This window comes from Sinomonas sp. R1AF57 (genome assembly GCF_002224485.1).
Classification (GTDB): domain Bacteria; phylum Actinomycetota; class Actinomycetes; order Actinomycetales; family Micrococcaceae; genus Sinomonas; species Sinomonas flava.
In genome coordinates this window covers 3,193,543-3,212,335 of record NZ_CP022463.1, presented here as the reverse complement: position 1 = coordinate 3,212,335, position 18,793 = coordinate 3,193,543, and the positions used below count along the sequence as shown (strand labels likewise).

Sequence of the window (18,793 nt, the reverse complement as noted above, 5' to 3'; positions counted from 1 at the left end):
CCGGCACGGGCTGGTCAGCGGACGGTTCGACCCGACTTCGGTGGCGGCCCACGTCCCCTCGGCCCGGGCCTTGGCGAGGACCTTGTAGAACCAGGCCCGTGAGACACCGTGCCTGCGGCAGAACTGCGCCACCGCTCCGCGCGGGGCGTCATCGGGCCACTGGGCCACACGCATACGGACCTTCAGATCAGGCTCATGGATGCTCATGCCGTGATCTGAGCGGTGAAGTGTCCACACACTCGTGAGACACACCGTCCACGATCTCCTGAGACAGAAGTGTCCATTCAGTCCCGAGACTTCACATCCCGCCCACGCCATTCCGGGTACGCACGACGGCGCGTGAGCCCCACGCGCGGCCGGCGCCCTTGTGCGGGACGCGCTTGTACGAGACGCCCTGTGGCGGAGGAGACGCCCCGAAGGCGCCCTCCCCGCACCAGGACGTCCCGGCAGCGCCGCGCGGCGTCTCAGGTGCACCAAGGCGTTCCTGGGGGCACCCGCGTGCCCGAAAGCCCCGGGCGGGCAGAGCCGTACCCGCACCACGGCCGGCGGCCCTCGCTAGCATGGTGGGCATGGCTTCCGGCAAGCTGGACCGCCAGCCCTCGTTCCACGACCTGCGCGACCTCACCCCGTTCCGGGGCGTGCAGGTCTATGCGCCCGTGCGCGGATTGGGCCGCAGGATTGCCCGCCGCGTCACCGGGCGGGTGCGCGCCCCCAAGCTCCGCACGTTCGCGTCGAAGGTCGAGAAGCAGGTCCATGCGGCGATCTTCCTCGGCAGCGACCCCGAGCGGCTCGTTCTGCTCGCACGGGCGCATCCCGGCTGGTCCGGCCTCTGCTACGTTGCGGCCGGCCTCCACGCCTACCGCGCGCACCAGCACGCCCAGGCCGCGGAGCTGCTCTCGCGCGGCCTCGCCGGAGCGAGCGGGCCGCCGGCCGCAGCCTTCGCCGCCACGTACCTCGGGGGCCTGCGCCACTGGATCGAGCTCTCCGAGGGCGTCGAGGTGGAAGTCGCCTTCAGCGAGGAGGCCGTATGCCTCGCGCTCGCCCACAGCCTGAGGGAGATCGGCAGGCCCGAGGAGGCGCTTGCCGTCATGGATCCGCTGCCGCCGTCCCTTCCCGCCGCGCTCGCCACCTGCCGCCTCTACGAGGTGCTCGGCCGCCCCCGGGACGTCGTCTCCCGGACCGAGGGCCTCACGAACGCGAACGACGTCGCCGCCGCCCTCCTCGTGATCCGTGCCCGCGCGCTGCGCGAGCTCGGGCAGCGCCCCGCCGCCCAGGCCGCCGTGCGGGAGGCGATGCGGCGCCGTCGCACGTCGTTCGCTGTGAAGAACGCTGCGGCGACCGAGCGCGCGCTGCTCATGCTCGGTGTCGGGCGGAGGAGCCGGAGCGGGGCGGCGGAGTCGGCGCCGTCGGCGGCCTTCGAGGAGCTGCGGGCCGCGACGAAGGCGCGCCGCGCGCGCGAGGCCGAGGCCCGGGAGCTGTGGCTGCGGGAGTTCGAGCGGCTCGACGGCGGCCCGCGGCTCTAGCCCTGTCGTGGCAGGCTGCCCCGACGTACGGTGGGCTCACGCCAGGCCGCACGACGAGGAGGACGCCATGGAAGTCGTGGTCATCGAGACGCCGCCGCTCGGGGACAGGAGCTACCTCGTCCACGACGGCGCACACGGCCTCCTCGTGGACCCCCAGCGGGACATCGACCGGCTCGAGCGGGCGGCCGCCGAGGCAGGCGTGGAGGTGACCCACGTCCTCGAGACCCACCTCCACAACGACTACCTCACCGGCGGCTACGCATACGCCCGCAAGCACGGGGCGCAGTACCTCGTGAGCGCGCTGGACGACGTCTCCTTCGAGCGCACCCCCGTCGCGGACGGGCAGCGGTTCAGCGTCGGCGCGCTGACCGTCACCGCGGTTGCCACACCAGGCCACACGCACCACCACCTCTCCTATGTGGTGGAGCACGAGGGCCGGCAGGCTGTGTTCTCCGGCGGGAGCGTCCTGTACGGGTCGGTGGGGCGCACGGACCTCCTCGGCGCCCGGGACACCGTGGGCCTGTCCCACGACCAGTACGCCTCCGCCCGGCGGCTCGCGGGGGAGGCCCGCCCGGACGCGGCCCTGTACCCGACGCACGGCTTCGGTTCCTTCTGCTCCTCGGGCCCCGCGTCGGATGCGACCGAGTCGACGCTCGGGGAGCAGCTGGAGTCCAACCACGTCTACACCGACCCGGACGAGGGGCACTTCGTCGCCGAGCTCATCGCCAACCTCACCGCCTACCCGAGCTTCTACGCCCACATGGCCCCGCTCAACGCCGAGGGCCCCGGCGAGCCCGACCTCTCCGTCCCCGAGCCCCTCGACCCCCACATGCTGCAGCACCGGCTCGAGGCGGGGGAGTGGGTGGTGGACCTCCGCAGTCGGGTCGCCTTCGCCTCGGACCACCTCCGCGGCACCGCGAGCTTCGAATACGGCACCAACTTCACGAACTACCTCGGCTGGCTCTTCCCCTACGGCCGCACCCTGACCCTCGTCGGCGCGCGCGACGACGTCGAGCGCGCCGTCCGCGACCTCGCCCGCATCGGGATCGAGCGTCCCGACGCCGCCCTCGGCGAGGATCCGGCCCAGCTTGCGCCCGGCGCCCCGGCCTCCTCCTACCCCCGGCTCGGCTGGGCGCACGTGGCGGCGCAGCTCCCGCCCGAGGACACGGTCCTGGACGTGCGCCGCCGCGAGGAGCACGACGCCGGCCACCTCCCCGGGGCGGTCAACGTCCCGCTGCACGAGCTGCTCGCGAGGCTCGACGACGTCCCGGCTGGTCGGGTGTGGGTGTACTGCTCGTCGGGCTACCGGGCGAGCGTCGCGGCGAGTCTGCTCGACCGGGCAGGCCGGGCAGTGGTGCTCATCGACGACCGCCTCTCGCGGGCGGCCCACGCCGGGCTGTCGCTCGTCACGGCCTGACCCGACCCTCCCTTCCCGTCCCCCTCCCTTCCCGTCCCCTCTCCGTCCCCTCTCCCTTCCCGTCTCGGGTACAGATCGGGACGCCAGAACGCCCTTTCGGGTACACGCCCCCGTACCCGAAACGCCCACGGGGCGCGCGAACTGTACCCGAGATGGGGCGGTGGGGCGCTCAGGCGAGCAGCGCCGTCGTGCGGTAGGGGATGACGGTGCGCAGGATCATCCGCGTCGAGGTGCGGCGAATGCCCGGGCAGAGGCGGATCTCCTCCGAGACGCGGTAGAGGTCGTCGGGGCTGGTGGCGACGACCCGGATCAGGAGGTCGGTGTCCCCGGCGGGGGCGAGGCACTCGAGGACCTCGGGGATCCCGCGGAGCGCGGCGACGGCGTCGTTGATCCGGCTCTGGTCGAGCTCTGCGCTGACCTCCGCCATGACGCCCCGGCCGAGGCCCTCCGGGCGGACCCGCGTCGAGTGCTCACGCAGGACCCCGGAAGCCGTCATGCGCTCGATGCGCGACTGGACGGTCCCCCGGGCCAGGCCGAGCCGCTGGGCGAGGACCATGATGGGCGCCCGCGGGTCCTCGTCCAAGGCGAGCAGGATCCGGCGGTCGGTGGAGTCAAGCTGCTGCGAAGTGACCACTCCTCGCGGAAAATCGGGCGGACTATTGATCAGATTGACCACTCTACTCCACGCCTGTTGTCACTGACGGGCATCCAGTGGTCCGATGGTGGCAATCAGCCGGACCGGCCCACAGGTCGGCCCGGCGCGGAGACGGCCCGCGGCGCACCACCCAGCGCCCGGGACCCGAGAGGGCGCGCCAGCCCTGCCGCACGCCAGCACAGGATGCACTTGAGATGCACTGAAGGGCCCAGAGGCGTCTGCCTCGGGGCCCTTCAGTGCTGCAGCTGCGCTCCGGGTCAGCTGAGGGTGCTGGAGGTCTGCTCCTGGGCGGCGGCGTTGGTCTTCATCGTCCGGGACGCCTCGCGCAGCTGCTCGATGAGCTTCGCGAGCGACTTCATGCCGCTGGCCTGCCACTCGTTCTTGAACTGGTCGGCGTCGCGGCCGGCCCAGTTGGCGGGGATGTTGTTGTTGATGAGGGCGTTGAGGTTGTTCTTGATGCTCTCGACCTCGGCGGCCTTGGAGTCAAACTGCTTCGCGACGCCGCGCAGCTCGGCAACGTTGGCACCCTGCTGAATCGCCATGATCTCTTCCCTTCGTCCGTTCCCCGAGCTTCCCCCGTGGACTCTGGGCCCCACGCTACCGGGCCGGGCCAAGGGCTGCGATGGGGAGAACTCCACACGCGCCCGAGGGCCCCGGACCGCCGTCGCGCGGCGCATCGGGGCCCTCGGTGGTCGGGCGGGCAGGTGCTGGGGCTCCGGTCAGCTGGCCCGGCCGACTGCCAGAACGGGCTGGGTCCCCGTATGGATGGGGCGGCTCGCTGCTGGCCTGACGAGGGTCACGGTGGTTTCGACGGCGGCGGTGGAGGCTGCGGGTGCGGCGGCCGGGACCGCGACGTCCTCGTCTTCAGCCTGGGTGGCGCCGGTGGCATCCCGCTTCGGATCGCGGGCGGACGAGGCCGCCTCGCTGGAGGCGACCGCTGCCGCGCGCTGGGAGGCGAGGATCGCGTCCGCCTTGGCGATCACAGCCGTGCGGATGTGGTCCGCGTCGGCCGCGTCCGCCGTCGTGCGCTCGGCTACGGCCTGGCCGCCGGTGCGGCGGAAGGGGCGCAGGAGCAGGCCGATGATGGAGGCGATCCCTTGCCCGGCACCCGCGATCAGGAGGGTGATGCCGAAGGCTGCGGCGAGGAAGGCGAACAGGACACCGCCCAGAATGAGTGTCCCGATGTAGACCAGGTTGGCAACCAGCAAGGCGTCGTCCACAGAAGCTCCTCCCCACGGGGTCGGTTGGCTGGCCCTCGCGCCGGCCACGACCATCCATTCTTTCCAGAGAAGCGGCTGCTCCCACAAGCCGGAAGCGGCTTAGTTGCTGAAAAGCAATGCACCTGTTATCCGCTGTGACATTCTTCCCACATCCGTCTCGGGAACATCTCGGCTCGCGCTCAGGTTGCCCAAGCATGTGACCGCTCTTTCGATCCTGGACCTTGCCCCCGTCGTGGAGGGCGCCACCGTCGCCGACGCCCTCGCGTCCGCGACCCGCCTCGCCAAGCTCGCCGAGGAGGCAGGCTACCGGCGGCTGTGGTACGCGGAGCACCACAACACCGACGCCCTCGCCTCGAGTGCCACCGCGCTGCTCATCGCGAACGCGGCCGCGAACACCTCGACGCTGCGGGTCGGCTCCGGTGGCATCATGCTGCCGAACCACGCCCCGCTCGCCGTCGCCGAGGCCTTCGGCACCCTCGCGCACCTCTACGGGAACCGCATCGACCTGGGCCTCGGCCGCGCCCCGGGCACCGACCCGCGCACGGCGGCCCTCCTGCGCCGCGGCTCGCACGACGACGGCGAGGCCGCCTTCGCCGCGAACATCCGCCTCCTCGCGTGGTACTTCGGGGACCAGGTCGATGACGCGGAGTCGGTGCAACTCTCGCACGGCGTCCACGCCGGCGTGGCCCGGGGGACGAACGTGCCCCTCTGGATCCTCGGGAGCTCGACGGCGGGTGCGGCCATCGCGGGCCAGCTCGGCCTGCCCTACGCGGCCGCGAGCCACTTCGCCCCGTTCCAGCTCTCCGAGGCCATCTGGACCTACCGGCAGATGTTCAACCCCTCGGCCCCGACAGCCCAGATCGCAGAGCCCTACGTCATGGCCGGGGCAAATCTCATGGTCGCCCCGACGCGCCAGGAGGCGGAGTTCCTCTTCACCACACATCAGCAGATGTTCGTTGCGATCCGCCGTGGCACGCGCGGGCCGCTGCGGCCGCCCGTGCCTGAGATGGACTGGGCGCCCCACGAGGAGCAGATGGCGACCTCGGCGCTGCGCGTCTCCGCCGTCGGGACGCCGACGGAGGCCGCCGAGTTCCTGCGGACCTTCGCGGGCTCTTACGGGATCGACGAGATCATCCTCACCGGCTACGCGCACGACCCCGCGATGCGCGAGCGCTCCTTCCGCCTCATGGCCGAGGAGTGGGCCCGGGACGCGTCGGCATCCTCTGCGCTCCGGGGCTGAGCGTCCGGGGTGAGTCCGCGGGGGTGAACCCGCGGAGTGAGCCGCAATTGTCGGCTGGCCGTGGGTGCGCGCGCCCGGAACCGGCGTCAACCCGACAATCGCAAGGCCAGCGGCGAGGGCCGTCGCACGGCCTCGAGCGCCGCGCGGAGGATCTCCTCGCCGGCACGGACACCGGGAGTCTCCGTGACCCGGAGCCCCGGCCGCGTGTAGCCCGCGGCGTCGAGCTCGCCATGGCAGGGGCGCAGGGCGACGTCCGCGATCTCGAGCAGCCCACGGTCAAGGAGCGAGTCCCCCGCGGCGACGAGCGTCGTCGCGCCCACGCGTTCCATGACCTCCCCGATGGCCGCCTCCTTCGTCACCGGAGCCGGGACGCAGTACAGCTTGCGGCCCTGCAGCGAGACGACCCAGCCGCGCTCGGCGCACCACGCGGTGAGCTGGCCGACGTATCCGTCCGGCAGCTCGGCCCGCTCCACGATCGCGTACGCGAACAGGTCCTCCGCGGTCCGGATCCGCTGCACCCCCGGCGCGGGTTTCTCCGACAGGTGCGCTAGGACCTCCGCGAGCGGGGCAGACCCGCGGTCGACGGCGCCGCGCACCTGGGCGGCCCAGTCGCCGTCGGGCTCGCCGTGGGCCAGGAGGACTCCGCCGTTGGTCGTCACGGCGTACCGCGTGGCCGGGAGCTGGACGCGACGGAACTGGGCACGCGTGCGCGTCGTGACCGGGACGAGGAAGGCGTGGTCGAGGAGCTCGAGGAGGAGGTCCTCGGCGTCGCGCGTCATGTAGCTCAGCGGGAGGCGCTCGTGCAGCTCGCTGACCACGAGCCGGGGAGCCTCGTGGTCGGGGCCGTCGAGGTAGAGGGCCTTCGCCGAGTAGATGAGGGTGCGGTCCAGGTCGCACGCGACCACGGGCAGCCCGGTGAGGTGTGCCGGCAGGGCGTCTCGGGGTGCGTCGGGCGCTGTGTCCGGCGGGGTGTCCGGGACGAGCGAGAGCGTTCCTGTCTCAGACATCGAGCACCGTCTTCCCATCGGCCCCGGTCGCGCCCGGGGTGAGCTGTGGATGGATGAGCCCCACGCAGCTGTAGGGCAGTCCCTCGACCGGTTCGACCGGGACGCCCCGCTGCTCGGCGAGCAGCAGCACGTGGGCGAGTTCGCCGCGCAGGAGGCGCCCGGCGTCGTCCGTCTCGAGGAGCTCGGGGCGGGCCAGGACCTTCCACGGCACGCGGCGCAGGAGGACGCGGGTGGTCTCCCCGACGCCGGGCTTGACGAGGTTCACCGCGCTGCGGACCGGGCCGAGGCCGTGCTCCGCGGCGATCTTCTCCACGGCGGCCCAGCCCGCCCAACTGGGGTCCGCCAGCGGCGGCTGGGCTGCCGGGCGGATGGCCGGGAAGCAGGCCGCGACCGCGTCCACGAACTCGTTCGAGACGTCGCGCCCGGCGAGCTCGCGGTAGAACTTGGCGCCGTGGAAGTCATGCGGCCCGATGAGCTCCCGGTTGAACACGGTGCGGGACGCGAGACCCGAGACGGTCGAGTTGAGGCATGCGGACGGGATGAGGAAGTCGTCCCGGGTGCCGAACACCCGGACGCAGTGCCCGGGGTCCGCGAGGACGGCGAGCTCGGGGGAGAGGCGCCCACCGGATGGCTGGAGGCCTGCGCCGCCGGACCCGTCCGCGGCGAACGCCGCCACCGCGGCGGCCAGCTCACGGGTGATCGCGCCCTTGCCCGTCCACCCGTCCACGAACATGAGCTGCTCGGGGCGGTGGCGGGTGAGGAGCCAGCGCAGGGCGTTCCTGTCGATCCCGAGCCCGCGCACGATGCTCATCGTGTAGTGCGGCACGTCGAGCCCATGGGCGTGCCGCGCCCAGCGGCGCATGAGCACGCCGACCGGAGTCCCGGCACGGGCGAGCGAGACGAGGACCGGCTCGTTGCCGCGCAGCGCCAGGACCTGCTCGGTGACGTCCGCGACCGCCTGGGCGATCCGGTGCTTGGACTCCTCGAGGGCCTGGTGGAAGAGGGCCTGGTACTCGGGGCTGGGCTCGTACTCCTGGGGGAGGGACTCTGCGTAGCTTGCCCGGCCCGACTGGATCGCCGCCTCCCGCTCGTGGGTCGGCGCCTCGAGGCGCGCGTGGAAGAGGTCTTTCAGCAGCCAGCCGACATCCTCGGCAGGGTAGGAGCCGAAGCCCGGCCCGCGGAGCGGTTCGGGGTACGGCGGCGCGGCGGCGAGGTGGAGCACGACGACGGTGTCCGCCGCGCGCTTCAGGGCGGCGGACACGCTGCCGTCGCCGGCCTCGAGGTCTCCGGGGGCGGTGCCGGGCTCGGGGACGTAGACGATCGCGTCGAAGCGCTTGCCGCCTGTGGTGAGGTTGTATGCGAAGCGCGGGCCGCTGCCGGGCCCCCCGTCCACTGCGTGGTCGTGGGACGCGAACTGCAGGGCCGAGCGGATCGCGTAGCCCGGCTCGTCGTGGACATGGACCGGTGAACGGGTGGTGGAGGAGAAGCTGGTGTCCGGGAACGCGGCCGTCAGCGCGTCCGCGATCGCGAGCGGCAGGGCGAGGTGCTCCTCCGATCCGAGGACGAGGACCCGGGCCGTCCGCACGACTCCGGCCGCGGCCAGCGCCTCCGCGGCTTCCCGGGCCGCGGGGACGGCGAGCTCGGAGAGGCGTGTCCCGTGCGGGCCGGAGGTGTCGATGCCGAATCGCGCGCTCCGCACCCCGCCGAGGTCGCCCCGTGTGGGCTCGAGGTCACCCGGTGTGGGGGCGAGGTCACCCCGTGTGGCGCCGAGGTCACCCGGTGTGGGGGCGAGGTCACCCCGTGTGGCGCCGAGGTCACCCGGTGTGCCGCCGAGGTCACCGCGCGTGGGGGCGAGGTCACCCGGTGCGGGCATTGCCAGCCACTCCGAGGCGCGGTCCAGCACATCATCGGGGAGCTCGACCGATCCTGAGCCGAGTGCCACGACATCCAGCCGGCATCCCAGCTCGTCGGCCACCGCCTGGAAACGGGACCTGTCCTCGCGCGAACGCAGGTCCACGAGTGCGGCGACCACATACCGCCGCCCGCCCTTCTCGCCGCCGGGCGCGTCGCCGTCGTGCGTGCCGGTTGACGCAGCCGGGCGCCACGCGGTGTGGAGCTCGCGGATGGTGTTGAGGACGGTTCGGCCGGTCGAGAGCTCGTCGTCGACGAGCACCACGGTGGCCGCGCGCGCGAGCCGGTCGGGATCTGTGGGGACAAGCGTGTGGCTCGTCGCGTGCGAATGCTCCTCTTCGAATCCGCCGAACGGCCGCACGGCAGTGGCGATCCGGGTCGAGTGCACGTAGTACGAGCCGAGGAACTCTGCGACGAGGTGGCCCAGCCCGGTCGCGGTCTCCGCGTACCCGAGCGTGCCGATGGAGCGACCGGCCGCGGGCGGGCTGTCGGGCAGTGCGACGATCTCCGCGCACGACGGCGGCGTCCCCTCCAGCCAGCGGCGCAGCGCCTCGGCGGGGGCCTTGGGATCCGGCGAGAACAGCCCGTGCGCGTGCGCCACTGCGGCCCCCAAGAGCCGGCCTGCGCCGATCGCGAGGCCCGGAGGCGTGGGGGCGTGCTTCGCGAGGACCCGCGAGACGAGCAGCTGGGCGCGCTTGGGATTGCGGCGCACCGCCAGTCCCACGAGGGCGTCGATGGGCAGCAGGCTCCCGGGCGCCGTCGTGAGCCGGATGCCGAGCCGCTCGCTCACGACGGCCCCCGGCCAGCGCTGTTCACGCCGGGAAGGGGTGACCTCGGCGCCAGAGGGGGTGACCTCGGCGCCAGAGGGGGTGACTTCGGCGCCAGAGGGGGTGACTTCGGCGAGGTGGGTCACTTGATGCTCACTTCCAGGAAGTCGACGAAGGTGACCTTGGGACGCGCCACCCCGTAAGCCTCAGCACGGCGCAGAGTGCGCAGGGCCCAGGCACGGTGGGGCTTCGACTCGTTCATGCGGGTGCCGGACCGGGAAGCGGTGGCGCCCCCGCCCTCGGACCCGACGATGTCCAGCGCGTCCACATACTCCTCGTGGCTCACCACGTGCAGCGCGTGCACCACTGGGACATGCGTGGGGTGGATGACCGTCTTGCCGATGAGCCCATTGGCCTGGTCGAGCTCGATCTCGCGGATGAGCCCGTCCAGGTTCGCGCCCAGCAGGTGCTGCCGCAGCATGGCGGAGTTCGCCACCTCGAACGGAGTGGCGCGCAGGAGGGGCCGCAGGATGCGCTCGGTGTTGCTGTAGTGCTCCCAGACGGTGCCGGAGATGACCCACCCGTCGTCGGCGCGCCCGAGGATGCCCACGACGTCGGCGATCACCTCGGCCACGACTCCCACGTGGTAGATGGTCAGGTCGCGCGTGCGGCGCAGGCCGTACTCCGAGGCGATGTCGGTCCCCCCGAGCCGCACCGACAGGACCTGGCCGCGGTGGGCCCTGAGGAGGTCCCGAACGGCAAGGAGCGCCTCGTGCCGGGTTTCGCGGTGCGTCGTGAGCGGGTGCTCGATGATCGGCATCGCGCGCAGCGGCACGCGCAGGGACAGCTCGGCGTTGAGCCGCTCGAGCGCGCGGAGGTACCGCTCGCCGCGACCGGTCGAGTTCTCGAACTTGGGGAGCACGAAACCGGTGAGCAGCTCCGACGCGTCGCCCAGCCGGCGGCCCACCGACAGGAGCTGTTCCGGCGAGCGGGGTCTGATGAACAGGAGCGGGAGGCGTTCCGGGCGCCCGCCGTCGTCCGTCCACACACCCGCGGCCGCGTTGCCCGCGTGGGCCGGGGCCGCGCCGTCGACCCCGGTGGCGCGCCGCCTGGCGAGCTCGTGGAGGGCGGCCACCACGTTGTCCTCGGCACTCTCCACAGCGGAATCGGCCACCGAGTCCTCAAGGCACAGGACGGTGCTCGTGCAGCCCGCGCGGGCGCGCTTGAGGATCCCCTCGCCGAGGGCCGCCCGCGTCCCGGGCGTGTAGAGGGTCGCGCCCAGCCCGGTGGCCAGGGTTGCCGGGTCGGAATCCGCTCCGAGCTCCTGCGGCGGCCGGTGGAAGAGTCGATCGCGTGTGCTGTCGTTGAGGAAGGAATAGTGCAGCATGGTTCCCCCAAAGTGTCGGCTGCAGTGTGCGGTTGGCTCCGGGGCGGCGGGTGCCGCGGCCGGGGTCTAGCGGCGTGGGCCTCCCAGTCCCACCGTCATGGTGAACGCGAACTCGCGCCAGATCTGCCCGTCGTCCCACTCCTCGGGCACGGACTCGGCGCGCACCTCGAGCATCGACCCGATCCGGGCGACCGTCAGCACGGTGCGCTGCCCGGGTGCGAGGGTTCCCTGCACGGCGACGCCGGAGCCGTCGAACGTCTGGACGGTCATCGGGGGTCCCGCGGCGATGAACAGGGCACGGCGGAGCAGCCGGACGTGGCGCAGCACGATGAGGGCATCCCGTCCGTGGTAGCCCACGAGCGGGCGGTTCCCTGCGGTGGGAATCGGGGTGCCGATCTCCTCGTGGTGCACGCTCTGCGCGCCGGTCGTGCGGTCCTCGCCCTCCCACGCGACACCGCGCGTGCCCGTCACGATGAGCGAGCCGATCCCAGACTGGCGCGGGTTGAGACGCACGACGGCGTCGCTCGCCGTGAGCTGCCGCAGCTCGCCGAACGCCGGGGCCGGGTAGAGGCGGGACTCGGGGGAGCGCGGCACCTCCGGCCGAGCCACCGACGGCCCGGGCGCCGACGGCCGGGGGGACGCGTGATGCGAGAGGTCGAGGGGGTTGCGGTTCGGGGCCGCCGCGGACGATGGGCTGTGTGCCGACGGCGCCGAGAGGTCGAGGGGGTCTCGGTTCGGGCTGGCCGCGCGCGTCGGGCTGGGCGCCGACACCGGGCTGGCCGCTGCCGGGTTGGGCACCGCCGGGTTGGGCGCCGGTGTCGCCGGCTCCTTCACGCGCCGGGTCAGGAACGGCACGTCCGAGCCCCGCAGGCCCCGCGTCACAGGTCCAGCCCGAAGTCCTGGGCCACGCCCACGAGGCCGTTCTCGTAGCCCTGCCCGAGGGCTCGGAACTTCCAGTCGTCCCGATGGCGGTACAGCTCGCCGAACATCATGGCCTTGATCCGGTCCCCATGCATCTCGGGAATGTCGAAGCGCAGCAGCTCCGACCCGTCCGGGCGCGCGACCCGGACGTAGGCGCTGCGCACAGCGGCGAACGTCCCGGGGCCCCGGAGCTCGGGGTCGACATAGGCGAGGAAGGAAATTTTGGCGACGTCCGCAGGCACGCGCGCGAACTCGACATCGACCTGCTCGGCGTCCCTCGCCTCGCCGCCGGCGAAGCGGACGCCGCCGCCCGCCGTCGTGAGCTGGTTGAAGAACACGAGGTGCTCTGGGGAGAGGGCGCGGCCGTCGGCGCCGCAGACGATCGCCATCGAAGTGAGCTCCGACTGGGGCCCATTGCTGGGCACAGCGGTCCAGCCCATCGCGATGATGACCCCGGGCAGACCGGGGTTCTCTGCCGTGAGCGGGGCGTTGCTGCCCGCGACCATCGAGGCCATCAGTGGCTGTCTCCTTCGTGGGGGTGCGGGCCGGGGCCGGGCGTGAGGCGGATCCCCCCGACGTCGAACTTGTCCTGGAGGAAGCGGCCGTGCACGCTCAGCTCCGCGATGGCGCCGGTCCGGACCTGGTTGTCGAGGTCGAGGGCCGTCGAGTGGAGGATGTCGAGCTGCTCGAGCAGCTTCTCCGCCTCGGGGCTGTCCTCCGTATGCGTCGAGGCCGGCAGGGCCCGGTACACGCGCAGGGAGGTGGGGAGGTAGTCGGTGACCATGGCGTTGAGCAGCACCCGCTGCTCGGTCGAGGCGCCGTGCTCCGCGATGTATCCGATGAGGGCGGCGAGGAGGTCGTCCGTCTGGCGGAGCCGCGACGACGCGAGGACCGGCAGGACGGCGCCCGCGCGTCGGACCGCGCTGCGCAGCTCCGCGAGGGCCACCCTCGTCTGCTCGAGCTCCTGCTCCTGGGTCAGCGGCAGTTGCTCGTCGAGCGCGCGCCGGGGCTCGCGTTCGGCACCGCCGAACAGCGAACCGAAGAACTTCGCCACCATGGGATCAGCGTAGCGTCTGGCGCCGACAGCCTTGCAGCCCGCTCCCAGCCTCCGCCCGGGGGGGTGCCCGTAGGGCGCGGCACTGTGTTGCGGCGCGGTCGGGACGTACGCTCGTGTCATGCCGAAGAGCCGCACCCGCAAGCCGAAGAACACCCGCCCAAAGCAGGCGGTCGCGCCCAATGTGGTCCAGCGGCGGGCCCGGAACGTCGCACTGCTCGTGGACTCCGTCACGCCCGAGTACATTGCCTGGGCCACCGGGGGCGAGCCCGACATGGCAGCCTTCGCGGCCCAGCAGCTCAACGTGGTCAAGGGATTCCTGACCATCATCCACGCCGATCTCGCGACGCCGACCTCGTTCCGCATGGATCCCCGGAGCTTGGAGACCTACCTCGAGCCGTACATCGAGGACGCCGCGACCTTGGCCGAGGCCGAGGGGGCCGATGAGGACGAGGCCATCGAGGACCAGCGCTATGTGGTGGGGACCCTCGTCGACTGGCTGAGCTTCCTCGAGGAGACAGGCCGGTGGGTGGGCACCGCGGAGGAGCTCGAGGACGTCGCCGAGCAGCTCGACGCCCAGGCCGAGCGGCTTGGCGGGATTGTCGACGCCAGTCCGCTGGCCGGCCTTCCCGAGGCCACCGATGAGGAGTCCAGAGCCTTCGCGACCGATTCGCCGTTCGTGCGCCACGCGCGCCAGCTCCTCGAGTGGCTCGGGGAGGGCCGCGAGGTCGACGCCGATGGCTCGCTTCCCACGGCTGCGCTCACGGAGGTGGCCGGCCCGATCGGGTCGGAGGAGCGCGCGCTCCGTGTGTGGCAGGCCATGCTCGCCGCGGAGCTCGTGGAGCTCGACGAGGGGTCGGCCCGCCCCGGCGAGGGCGCCGCGGACCTCGGAGGCGACGACGCGATGGGGCACCTCGAGGCGCAGTTCCTCGCCACGGAGATTGTCGCCGCCGCCTGCTCCGACGGGGCGCCCGGGACCCTCGAAGGGGAGACCGGGGCCGTGCTCGCGACGATCCTCAACGCGGGCCTCCACCAGGAGCCGTTCCCCCTTGAGGACGTCGCCTCGCTCGGCACGGAGTCCGGGGACGACCTCGACGTCGAGGAGGAGCTGGGCCCGGACGCTGCCGAACGGCTCAAGGGCCTCGGTGAAGCCCTTCTCTCCGAGATCCGCGAACTCGAAGCGCTCGGGCTCCTCGACACCTCGGACGGCATGGTCGCGGTTCCGGTCGCAGCCCTCGACGCCGTCTACGACGCCCTCATGACCGAAGAGGAGCTCGGACTCGTGGACGAGGACTTCGAAGCGCGGGAGCTCGACGAGACCTGACCTTCCCGGCGGAGCCGGCGACGCCCGCCGGGGAAGTCAGCAGCGAGGGGGAAACCGTCGCGAGCGCGGCGTCAGCTCGCGTTGCCCTCCTGCCGGCGCACCCTCTCGATGTACGGGCGGGACCTCTCCAGACCTTCCTCGAGGGCGTGCACCGTGCCCTCCATGCTCTTCGCGGCCTGCGACCGGAAGGTGTCGATGGCGTCCATCGTCTCGTAGATGTTCGCGAAGGCCTTCTCGAGGGTCTGGACGGAGACGCCGGAGCTGGCCGCCTGCTGGTGGATGCGCCCGGTCTGGTCCTTCAGCATCTCGGAGGTGCGCAGGATCATGTTGTTCGTCGTCGTGTTGATCGCATCGATCTGGTCGAGCACGAGCTTCTGGTTGGCCAGCGCCTGCGCGACGATCACTGCCGTGCGGAGGGCGCTGATCGTCGTCGTGCGTGCGCGGTCGACGCCCTTGATGAGCTCGTTGTTGTTCTTCCGGATCATGTCGATTGCGAGGTAGCCCTGCACGGACACCGCGAGCTGGGTCAGGATGTCCTGGCGACGCTGGCGCACCGGGAACAGGACGTCCGACTCGAGCTGCTGGGCGTGCTCCGCCTGCCCGCCGCGGCGCACCTCGTCGATCTTCTCGACGGTGGCCTTGTCGAGCTCCTGGGCGAAGACGGCGTACTCGGAGAGCTGCTGCATGGTCTCCCACAGCCGCGTCTTCTCCTGCGCCAAGGACGCGTTGTCCTTCATGAGCTCGTCCTGGCCCGCCATGAGCGACTTGATGATCTTGTCCAGCTGGGTCTGCGCGGACTCGTAGCGCTGGAAGTACTTGGCCAGCTTGTTCCCGCCGGGGATCACGCCGAGGATCTTCCGGCCGACGCTGAGGTCCGACTGGTTCGGGGTGAGGTCCTCGACCGTGGAGCGGAGCTCCCCGAGCGTCGACGCGACATACATCTGGGCGCTGTTGCCGGTCTTCTTCGCGCTCGCCATGGACGTGGTCGAGCGCTCGAGGAGGCGGTTCGAGGCGTCCGACGACGCGACCATCTCGCGGCCCGCGAACCTGTTGAGGCCCTCGACCTTCTGCTGGAAGTCAGGGCTCCGCGAGTCCATCGCCGCGATCTCGGCCACGAACGCCTTCGCCTGCGAGGCGATCTCGGTCTGGCGCTCGGTCGGAACCGGCACCATGCCGGGAGCTTCCTCCTCCTTGATGACAGGCGCCGGCTCGGGTGCCTGCAGGACGAGGGCGGCCTGCGTCTCGGTGGGATCCGGAGGGGTCAGGGAGATGGACATCGCGTGCTCCTTCGTAGTGGTCTGCGGTGCTCGTGCGGCCGGTGCCCGCGTCAGCCGAGGTTGACGCCGAAGTCGGTCGCCACGCCGGCGAGACCGCTCGCGTAGCCCTGGCCGACGGCCTTGAACTTCCACTCGCCCGAGTGGCGGTACAGCTCGGCGAAGATCATGCAGGTCTCGGCTGCCGCATCCTCGGAGAGGTCGTAGCGGACCACCTCGGTGTCCGTGCCGGCGTTGACGATCCGGCAGTACGCGCCCCGGACCATGCCGAAGTTCTGCCGGCGCGACTCGGCCTGGTCGATGCTCACGACGACGACGATCCGCTCGACGTCGGCAGGGACGTTCGCGAGGTGGACCTTGATCTGCTCGTCGTCTCCGCCGCCCTCGCCCGTGCGGTTGTCCCCGAGGTGTGAGACCGATCCGTCGGCCGAGTCCTTCTGGTTGTAGAAGATGAAGTCGGCGTCCGACCGGACCTTTCCGTTGGCCCCCAGCATCAGCGCGGAGGCGTCGAGGTCGAAGGCGTCGCCAGTGGTCGTGCGCGGGTCCCAGCCGAGGCCGACGATCGCGTTCGTCAGGCCCGGGTCGGTCTTGGTGAGGGAGAGGTTGCCGCCCTTGGAGAGGGTCAGTCCGGCCATGTCGGTGCTCCTTTGCTGTTGGTCTTGGGCCGCGCTCTCGGCGCGGGTCAGTCGAGGACGATGCCGAAGTCGGTCGCGACGCCGCGCAGGCCGGTGGCGTAGCCCTGGCCGACCGCCCGGAACTTCCATTCACTGCCGTGCCGGTAGATCTCCGAGAAGATCATGCAGGTCTCCGAGGCAGCGTCTTCCGTGAGGTCGTAGCGGACCACCTCGTCGCCGGTCTCGTCGTTCACCACGCGGCAGAAGGCGCCGCGGACCATGCCGAAGTTCTGCCGGCGGGCTTCGGCCTGGTCGATGGAGACGACGATGACCACCTTCTCGATGTCCGCTGCGACCTTGGAGAGGTCGATGAGGATCTGCTCGTCATCTCCCTCGCCCACGCCCGTGCGGTTGTCGCCCTGGTGGACCACCGAGCCGTCGGCGGCGGTGAGCTGGTTGTAGAAGATGAAGTCGTCGTTGCTGCGCACCTTGCCCCTGGCCGTGACGAGCAGGGCCGAGGCGTCGAGGTCGAAGGCCTCGCCCGCCGTCGTGCGGGGGTCCCAGCCGAGACCCACCATGGCGCGGGTCAGGCCGGGGTCCGCCTTGGTGAGGGACAGGTTGCTTCCCTTGCTCAGGGACAGGCTTGCCATGATGCTCCTTCGCGGACTGTGGTGGCGGTCAGAGGACGGCGGCCGCGGGGCCGACGAGGTCGCCGACTGTGCGGCCGTTCGCCGGCTGGCCGATCGCCGTGAACTTCCAGCCTGCACCCTCACGGGACAGCTTGGCCATGATCATCCCCGTCGACGGGCCCTGTTCGGTGAGCGTGTACCGTGCGACCTCGGGGCTGCCGGGCACCGAGTCGTCGACCACCCGGCAGAACGCGTTCTGGACGCGGTCGAAGGTCTGCTGCGAGTAGCTGGTGATGACGAAGACGATGTGCTCCACCACGCCGTTGACGCTGGGCAGGTTGACCATGATCGTCTCGTCGTCGCCCTCGCCGGCGCCCGTGAGGTTGTCGCCCGTGTGGCGGATCGAGCCGTCCTTGCTGGCGAGCTGGTTGAAGAACACCGTGTCGAGGGCCTGACGCCCGGCGTTGTACAGGATGGCCGAGGCATCGAGGTCGATCTCGGCTTCCCCGCCCCCGAACAGGCTCCCGAACAGGCCGCCCTTCTTGGGCTGCTGGACGGCGTCCCACCCGAGGCCCATGCGGACCTGGGTCATGCTCGAGCCGTCCTGCTTGGTCAGCGAGAGCCCTTGGCCCTTCTGCAGGCTCAGTCCCACAATGCGCTCCTTGTCGTCGTTCTTCTCGGTAGTGGTTGGTGTCTCAGGCTGTGGCCGCGGGTTCCGGCTCGCGGGCCCTGCGGCGGTTCCGGCGGACGGAGGCGATGAACGCTGCCGCGATGAAGAAGACGCCAACGAGGCCGGTGACGACCTCGTTGACCTCGATGCCGATCGTGATCAGGAGGATGATCGCGAGGGCGCCGATCGCCCAGTGCGCCCCGTGGTCGAGGTACTCGTACTCGTCGAGGGTGCCCTGACGGACGAGGTAGACCGTGAGCGAGCGGACGAACATGGCGCCGATGAGGCCGAGGCCGAGGGCGATGATGATCGGGTCGGAGGTGATGGCGAAGGCGCCGATGACGCCGTCGAACGAGAACGACGCGTCGATCATCTCGAGGTACAGGAAAAGCATGAACGCGGCCTTGCCCGAGACCTGGACGACCCGGTTGGGGACTCTCGCATGGGTGCCGCCGGCGACTGCTGGGATGTCCGCCGCATCGATCTCGCCGCTGTCGTCGACGTCGAAGAGCTCGCCGAGGCCCTTGACCAGGAAGTAGGCGACCATGCCGAAGATGCCCGACATGAGGACCGCGCCCTGCAGTCCGGGACCGGAGAGCTGACCGATCACCGCGAGGGCGATGAGGCCCACGACGAGGGACGCGCCGTTCATCCGGCCTACCTTGGCGAGGGGCATCTCGAGCCAGTGCAGCCACTTGATGTCCCGTTCCTCGAAGAAGAAGTCGAGGAAGATCATGAGCAGGAAGAGGCCGCCGAACGCCGCGATCTGCGGGTGGGCGTGGTGGAGGATGTACGCGTAGGTGCCGGGCTCCTCGATCGGGCCCTTGGCCAGCGCGAGCTGGACAGCCTCCACGGGGTTGAGCTGGGCCGTGAGGCCCACGATGAGCAGCGGGAAGAGCACGCGCATGCCGAACACGGCGATGACGATGCCCACGGTGAGGAACATCTTCTGCCAGAACGGGTTCATGCGCTCGAGGATGCGGGCGTTGACCACCGCGTTGTCGAAGCTCAGGCTCACCTCGAGGATGCCGAGCACGAGCGCGAGGAACAGCGCTTGGGGCCCGCCATAGAGGAATGCGACGGCCAGGGCGACGAGGCTCACGCCGAACGACCACCCGAAGGTTCTCAGAAACACCGCTTGGGTACAGAGCTCCTTGTTCAAGGCCCGGGGTGCCGGGCG

The 18,793-nt window shown here is 71.3% G+C and carries 18 protein-coding genes and 1 pseudogene; 4 read left to right on the top strand and 15 right to left on the bottom strand.

Annotated features, from left to right (window positions below; genetic code table 11):
* A pseudogene (locus CGQ25_RS14745) lies at positions 1-207 on the bottom strand (IS481 family transposase); the annotation flags it as partial.
* Between the two features lie 362 nt (positions 208-569).
* Here CGQ25_RS14745 and CGQ25_RS14740 point away from each other — a divergent pair.
* Together CGQ25_RS14740 and CGQ25_RS14735 are read left to right on the top strand one after the other, a co-directional pair.
* Entirely contained in the window at positions 570-1,523 is a 954-nt protein-coding gene (locus CGQ25_RS14740; protein WP_208710604.1) for a hypothetical protein, read from the top strand.
* A gap of 67 nt (positions 1,524-1,590) precedes the next feature.
* Complete coding sequence (locus CGQ25_RS14735; protein ID WP_208710603.1) at positions 1,591-2,940, top strand: rhodanese-like domain-containing protein; 1,350 nt, start codon at positions 1,591-1,593, stop codon at positions 2,938-2,940.
* A gap of 169 nt (positions 2,941-3,109) precedes the next feature.
* Here the strand turns inward: CGQ25_RS14735 and CGQ25_RS14730 are convergent, their stop codons facing one another.
* The 3 genes from CGQ25_RS14730 to CGQ25_RS14720 all read right to left on the bottom strand — a co-directional run bounded on the left by CGQ25_RS14730 (position 3,110) and on the right by CGQ25_RS14720 (position 4,815).
* Complete coding sequence (locus CGQ25_RS14730; RefSeq protein ID WP_208710602.1) at positions 3,110-3,574, bottom strand: Lrp/AsnC family transcriptional regulator; 465 nt, start codon at positions 3,572-3,574, stop codon at positions 3,110-3,112.
* Positions 3,575-3,852: 278 nt separating this feature from the next.
* Entirely contained in the window at positions 3,853-4,137 is a 285-nt protein-coding gene (locus CGQ25_RS14725) for a WXG100 family type VII secretion target (RefSeq protein ID WP_208710601.1), read from the bottom strand.
* Between the two features lie 177 nt (positions 4,138-4,314).
* Complete coding sequence (locus CGQ25_RS14720; protein ID WP_208710600.1) at positions 4,315-4,815, bottom strand: hypothetical protein; 501 nt, start codon at positions 4,813-4,815, stop codon at positions 4,315-4,317.
* 196 nt (positions 4,816-5,011) lie between these two features.
* Between CGQ25_RS14720 and CGQ25_RS14715 the strand changes: the two genes are divergently transcribed.
* On the top strand, positions 5,012-6,055 hold the full coding sequence (locus tag CGQ25_RS14715; RefSeq protein WP_255405354.1) for an LLM class flavin-dependent oxidoreductase: 1,044 nt from the start codon (positions 5,012-5,014) through the stop codon (positions 6,053-6,055).
* Positions 6,056-6,141: 86 nt separating this feature from the next.
* On the opposite strand, the gene CGQ25_RS14710 is transcribed toward CGQ25_RS14715, so the two are convergent.
* The 6 genes from CGQ25_RS14710 to CGQ25_RS14685 all read right to left on the bottom strand — a co-directional run bounded on the left by CGQ25_RS14710 (position 6,142) and on the right by CGQ25_RS14685 (position 13,105).
* Complete coding sequence (locus CGQ25_RS14710) at positions 6,142-7,062, bottom strand: HAD family hydrolase (protein WP_255405353.1); 921 nt, start codon at positions 7,060-7,062, stop codon at positions 6,142-6,144.
* The gene (locus CGQ25_RS14705; protein WP_208710598.1) at positions 7,055-9,886 is read right to left on the bottom strand and encodes a phosphoribosyltransferase domain-containing protein; all 2,832 of its coding nucleotides are present in this window, start codon (positions 9,884-9,886) and stop codon (positions 7,055-7,057) included. Before CGQ25_RS14705 ends, CGQ25_RS14710 begins: the two co-directional genes overlap by 8 nt.
* Positions 9,883-11,127, bottom strand: coding sequence for an HpcH/HpaI aldolase/citrate lyase family protein (locus tag CGQ25_RS14700; protein WP_208710597.1), 1,245 nt, complete (start codon positions 11,125-11,127; stop codon positions 9,883-9,885). Before CGQ25_RS14700 ends, CGQ25_RS14705 begins: the two co-directional genes overlap by 4 nt.
* 66 nt (positions 11,128-11,193) lie before the next feature.
* Positions 11,194-12,009 (bottom strand): hypothetical protein, encoded by an 816-nt coding sequence (locus CGQ25_RS14695; protein ID WP_222703656.1) that lies wholly within the window; start codon positions 12,007-12,009, stop codon positions 11,194-11,196.
* Positions 12,006-12,563, bottom strand: a complete 558-nt coding sequence (locus CGQ25_RS14690; protein ID WP_208710595.1) for a TerD family protein — start codon at positions 12,561-12,563, stop codon at positions 12,006-12,008. Before CGQ25_RS14690 ends, CGQ25_RS14695 begins: the two co-directional genes overlap by 4 nt.
* Positions 12,563-13,105 carry a hypothetical protein gene (locus CGQ25_RS14685; RefSeq protein ID WP_208710594.1) on the bottom strand — a complete coding sequence of 181 codons (543 nt, stop codon included), beginning with the start codon at positions 13,103-13,105 and terminating at the stop codon, positions 12,563-12,565. The genes CGQ25_RS14690 and CGQ25_RS14685 overlap by 1 nt, the downstream gene beginning before the upstream one ends.
* Positions 13,106-13,223: 118 nt before the next feature.
* Here CGQ25_RS14685 and CGQ25_RS14680 point away from each other — a divergent pair, with 118 nt between their 5' ends.
* On the top strand, positions 13,224-14,426 hold the full coding sequence (locus tag CGQ25_RS14680; protein ID WP_208710593.1) for a hypothetical protein: 1,203 nt from the start codon (positions 13,224-13,226) through the stop codon (positions 14,424-14,426).
* A gap of 71 nt (positions 14,427-14,497) precedes the next feature.
* Here the strand turns inward: CGQ25_RS14680 and CGQ25_RS14675 are convergent, their stop codons facing one another.
* From CGQ25_RS14675 to CGQ25_RS14655, 5 genes are read right to left on the bottom strand one after another with little or no spacing between them, the layout of a single operon-like run.
* The gene (locus tag CGQ25_RS14675) at positions 14,498-15,703 is read right to left on the bottom strand and encodes a toxic anion resistance protein (RefSeq protein ID WP_208710592.1); all 1,206 of its coding nucleotides are present in this window, start codon (positions 15,701-15,703) and stop codon (positions 14,498-14,500) included.
* 50 nt (positions 15,704-15,753) lie between these two features.
* Positions 15,754-16,335 carry a TerD family protein gene (locus CGQ25_RS14670; protein WP_208710591.1) on the bottom strand — a complete coding sequence of 194 codons (582 nt, stop codon included), beginning with the start codon at positions 16,333-16,335 and terminating at the stop codon, positions 15,754-15,756.
* Positions 16,336-16,382: 47 nt separating this feature from the next.
* Positions 16,383-16,964: a TerD family protein gene (locus tag CGQ25_RS14665; RefSeq protein WP_208710590.1), complete on the bottom strand. Its 582-nt coding sequence runs from the start codon at positions 16,962-16,964 to the stop codon at positions 16,383-16,385.
* A gap of 28 nt (positions 16,965-16,992) precedes the next feature.
* The gene (locus tag CGQ25_RS14660; RefSeq protein WP_208710589.1) at positions 16,993-17,595 is read right to left on the bottom strand and encodes a TerD family protein; all 603 of its coding nucleotides are present in this window, start codon (positions 17,593-17,595) and stop codon (positions 16,993-16,995) included.
* A 43-nt stretch (positions 17,596-17,638) separates the two neighbouring features.
* Positions 17,639-18,748: a DUF475 domain-containing protein gene (locus tag CGQ25_RS14655; RefSeq protein ID WP_208710588.1), complete on the bottom strand. Its 1,110-nt coding sequence runs from the start codon at positions 18,746-18,748 to the stop codon at positions 17,639-17,641.
* Between the last annotated feature and the right edge of the window lie 45 nt (positions 18,749-18,793).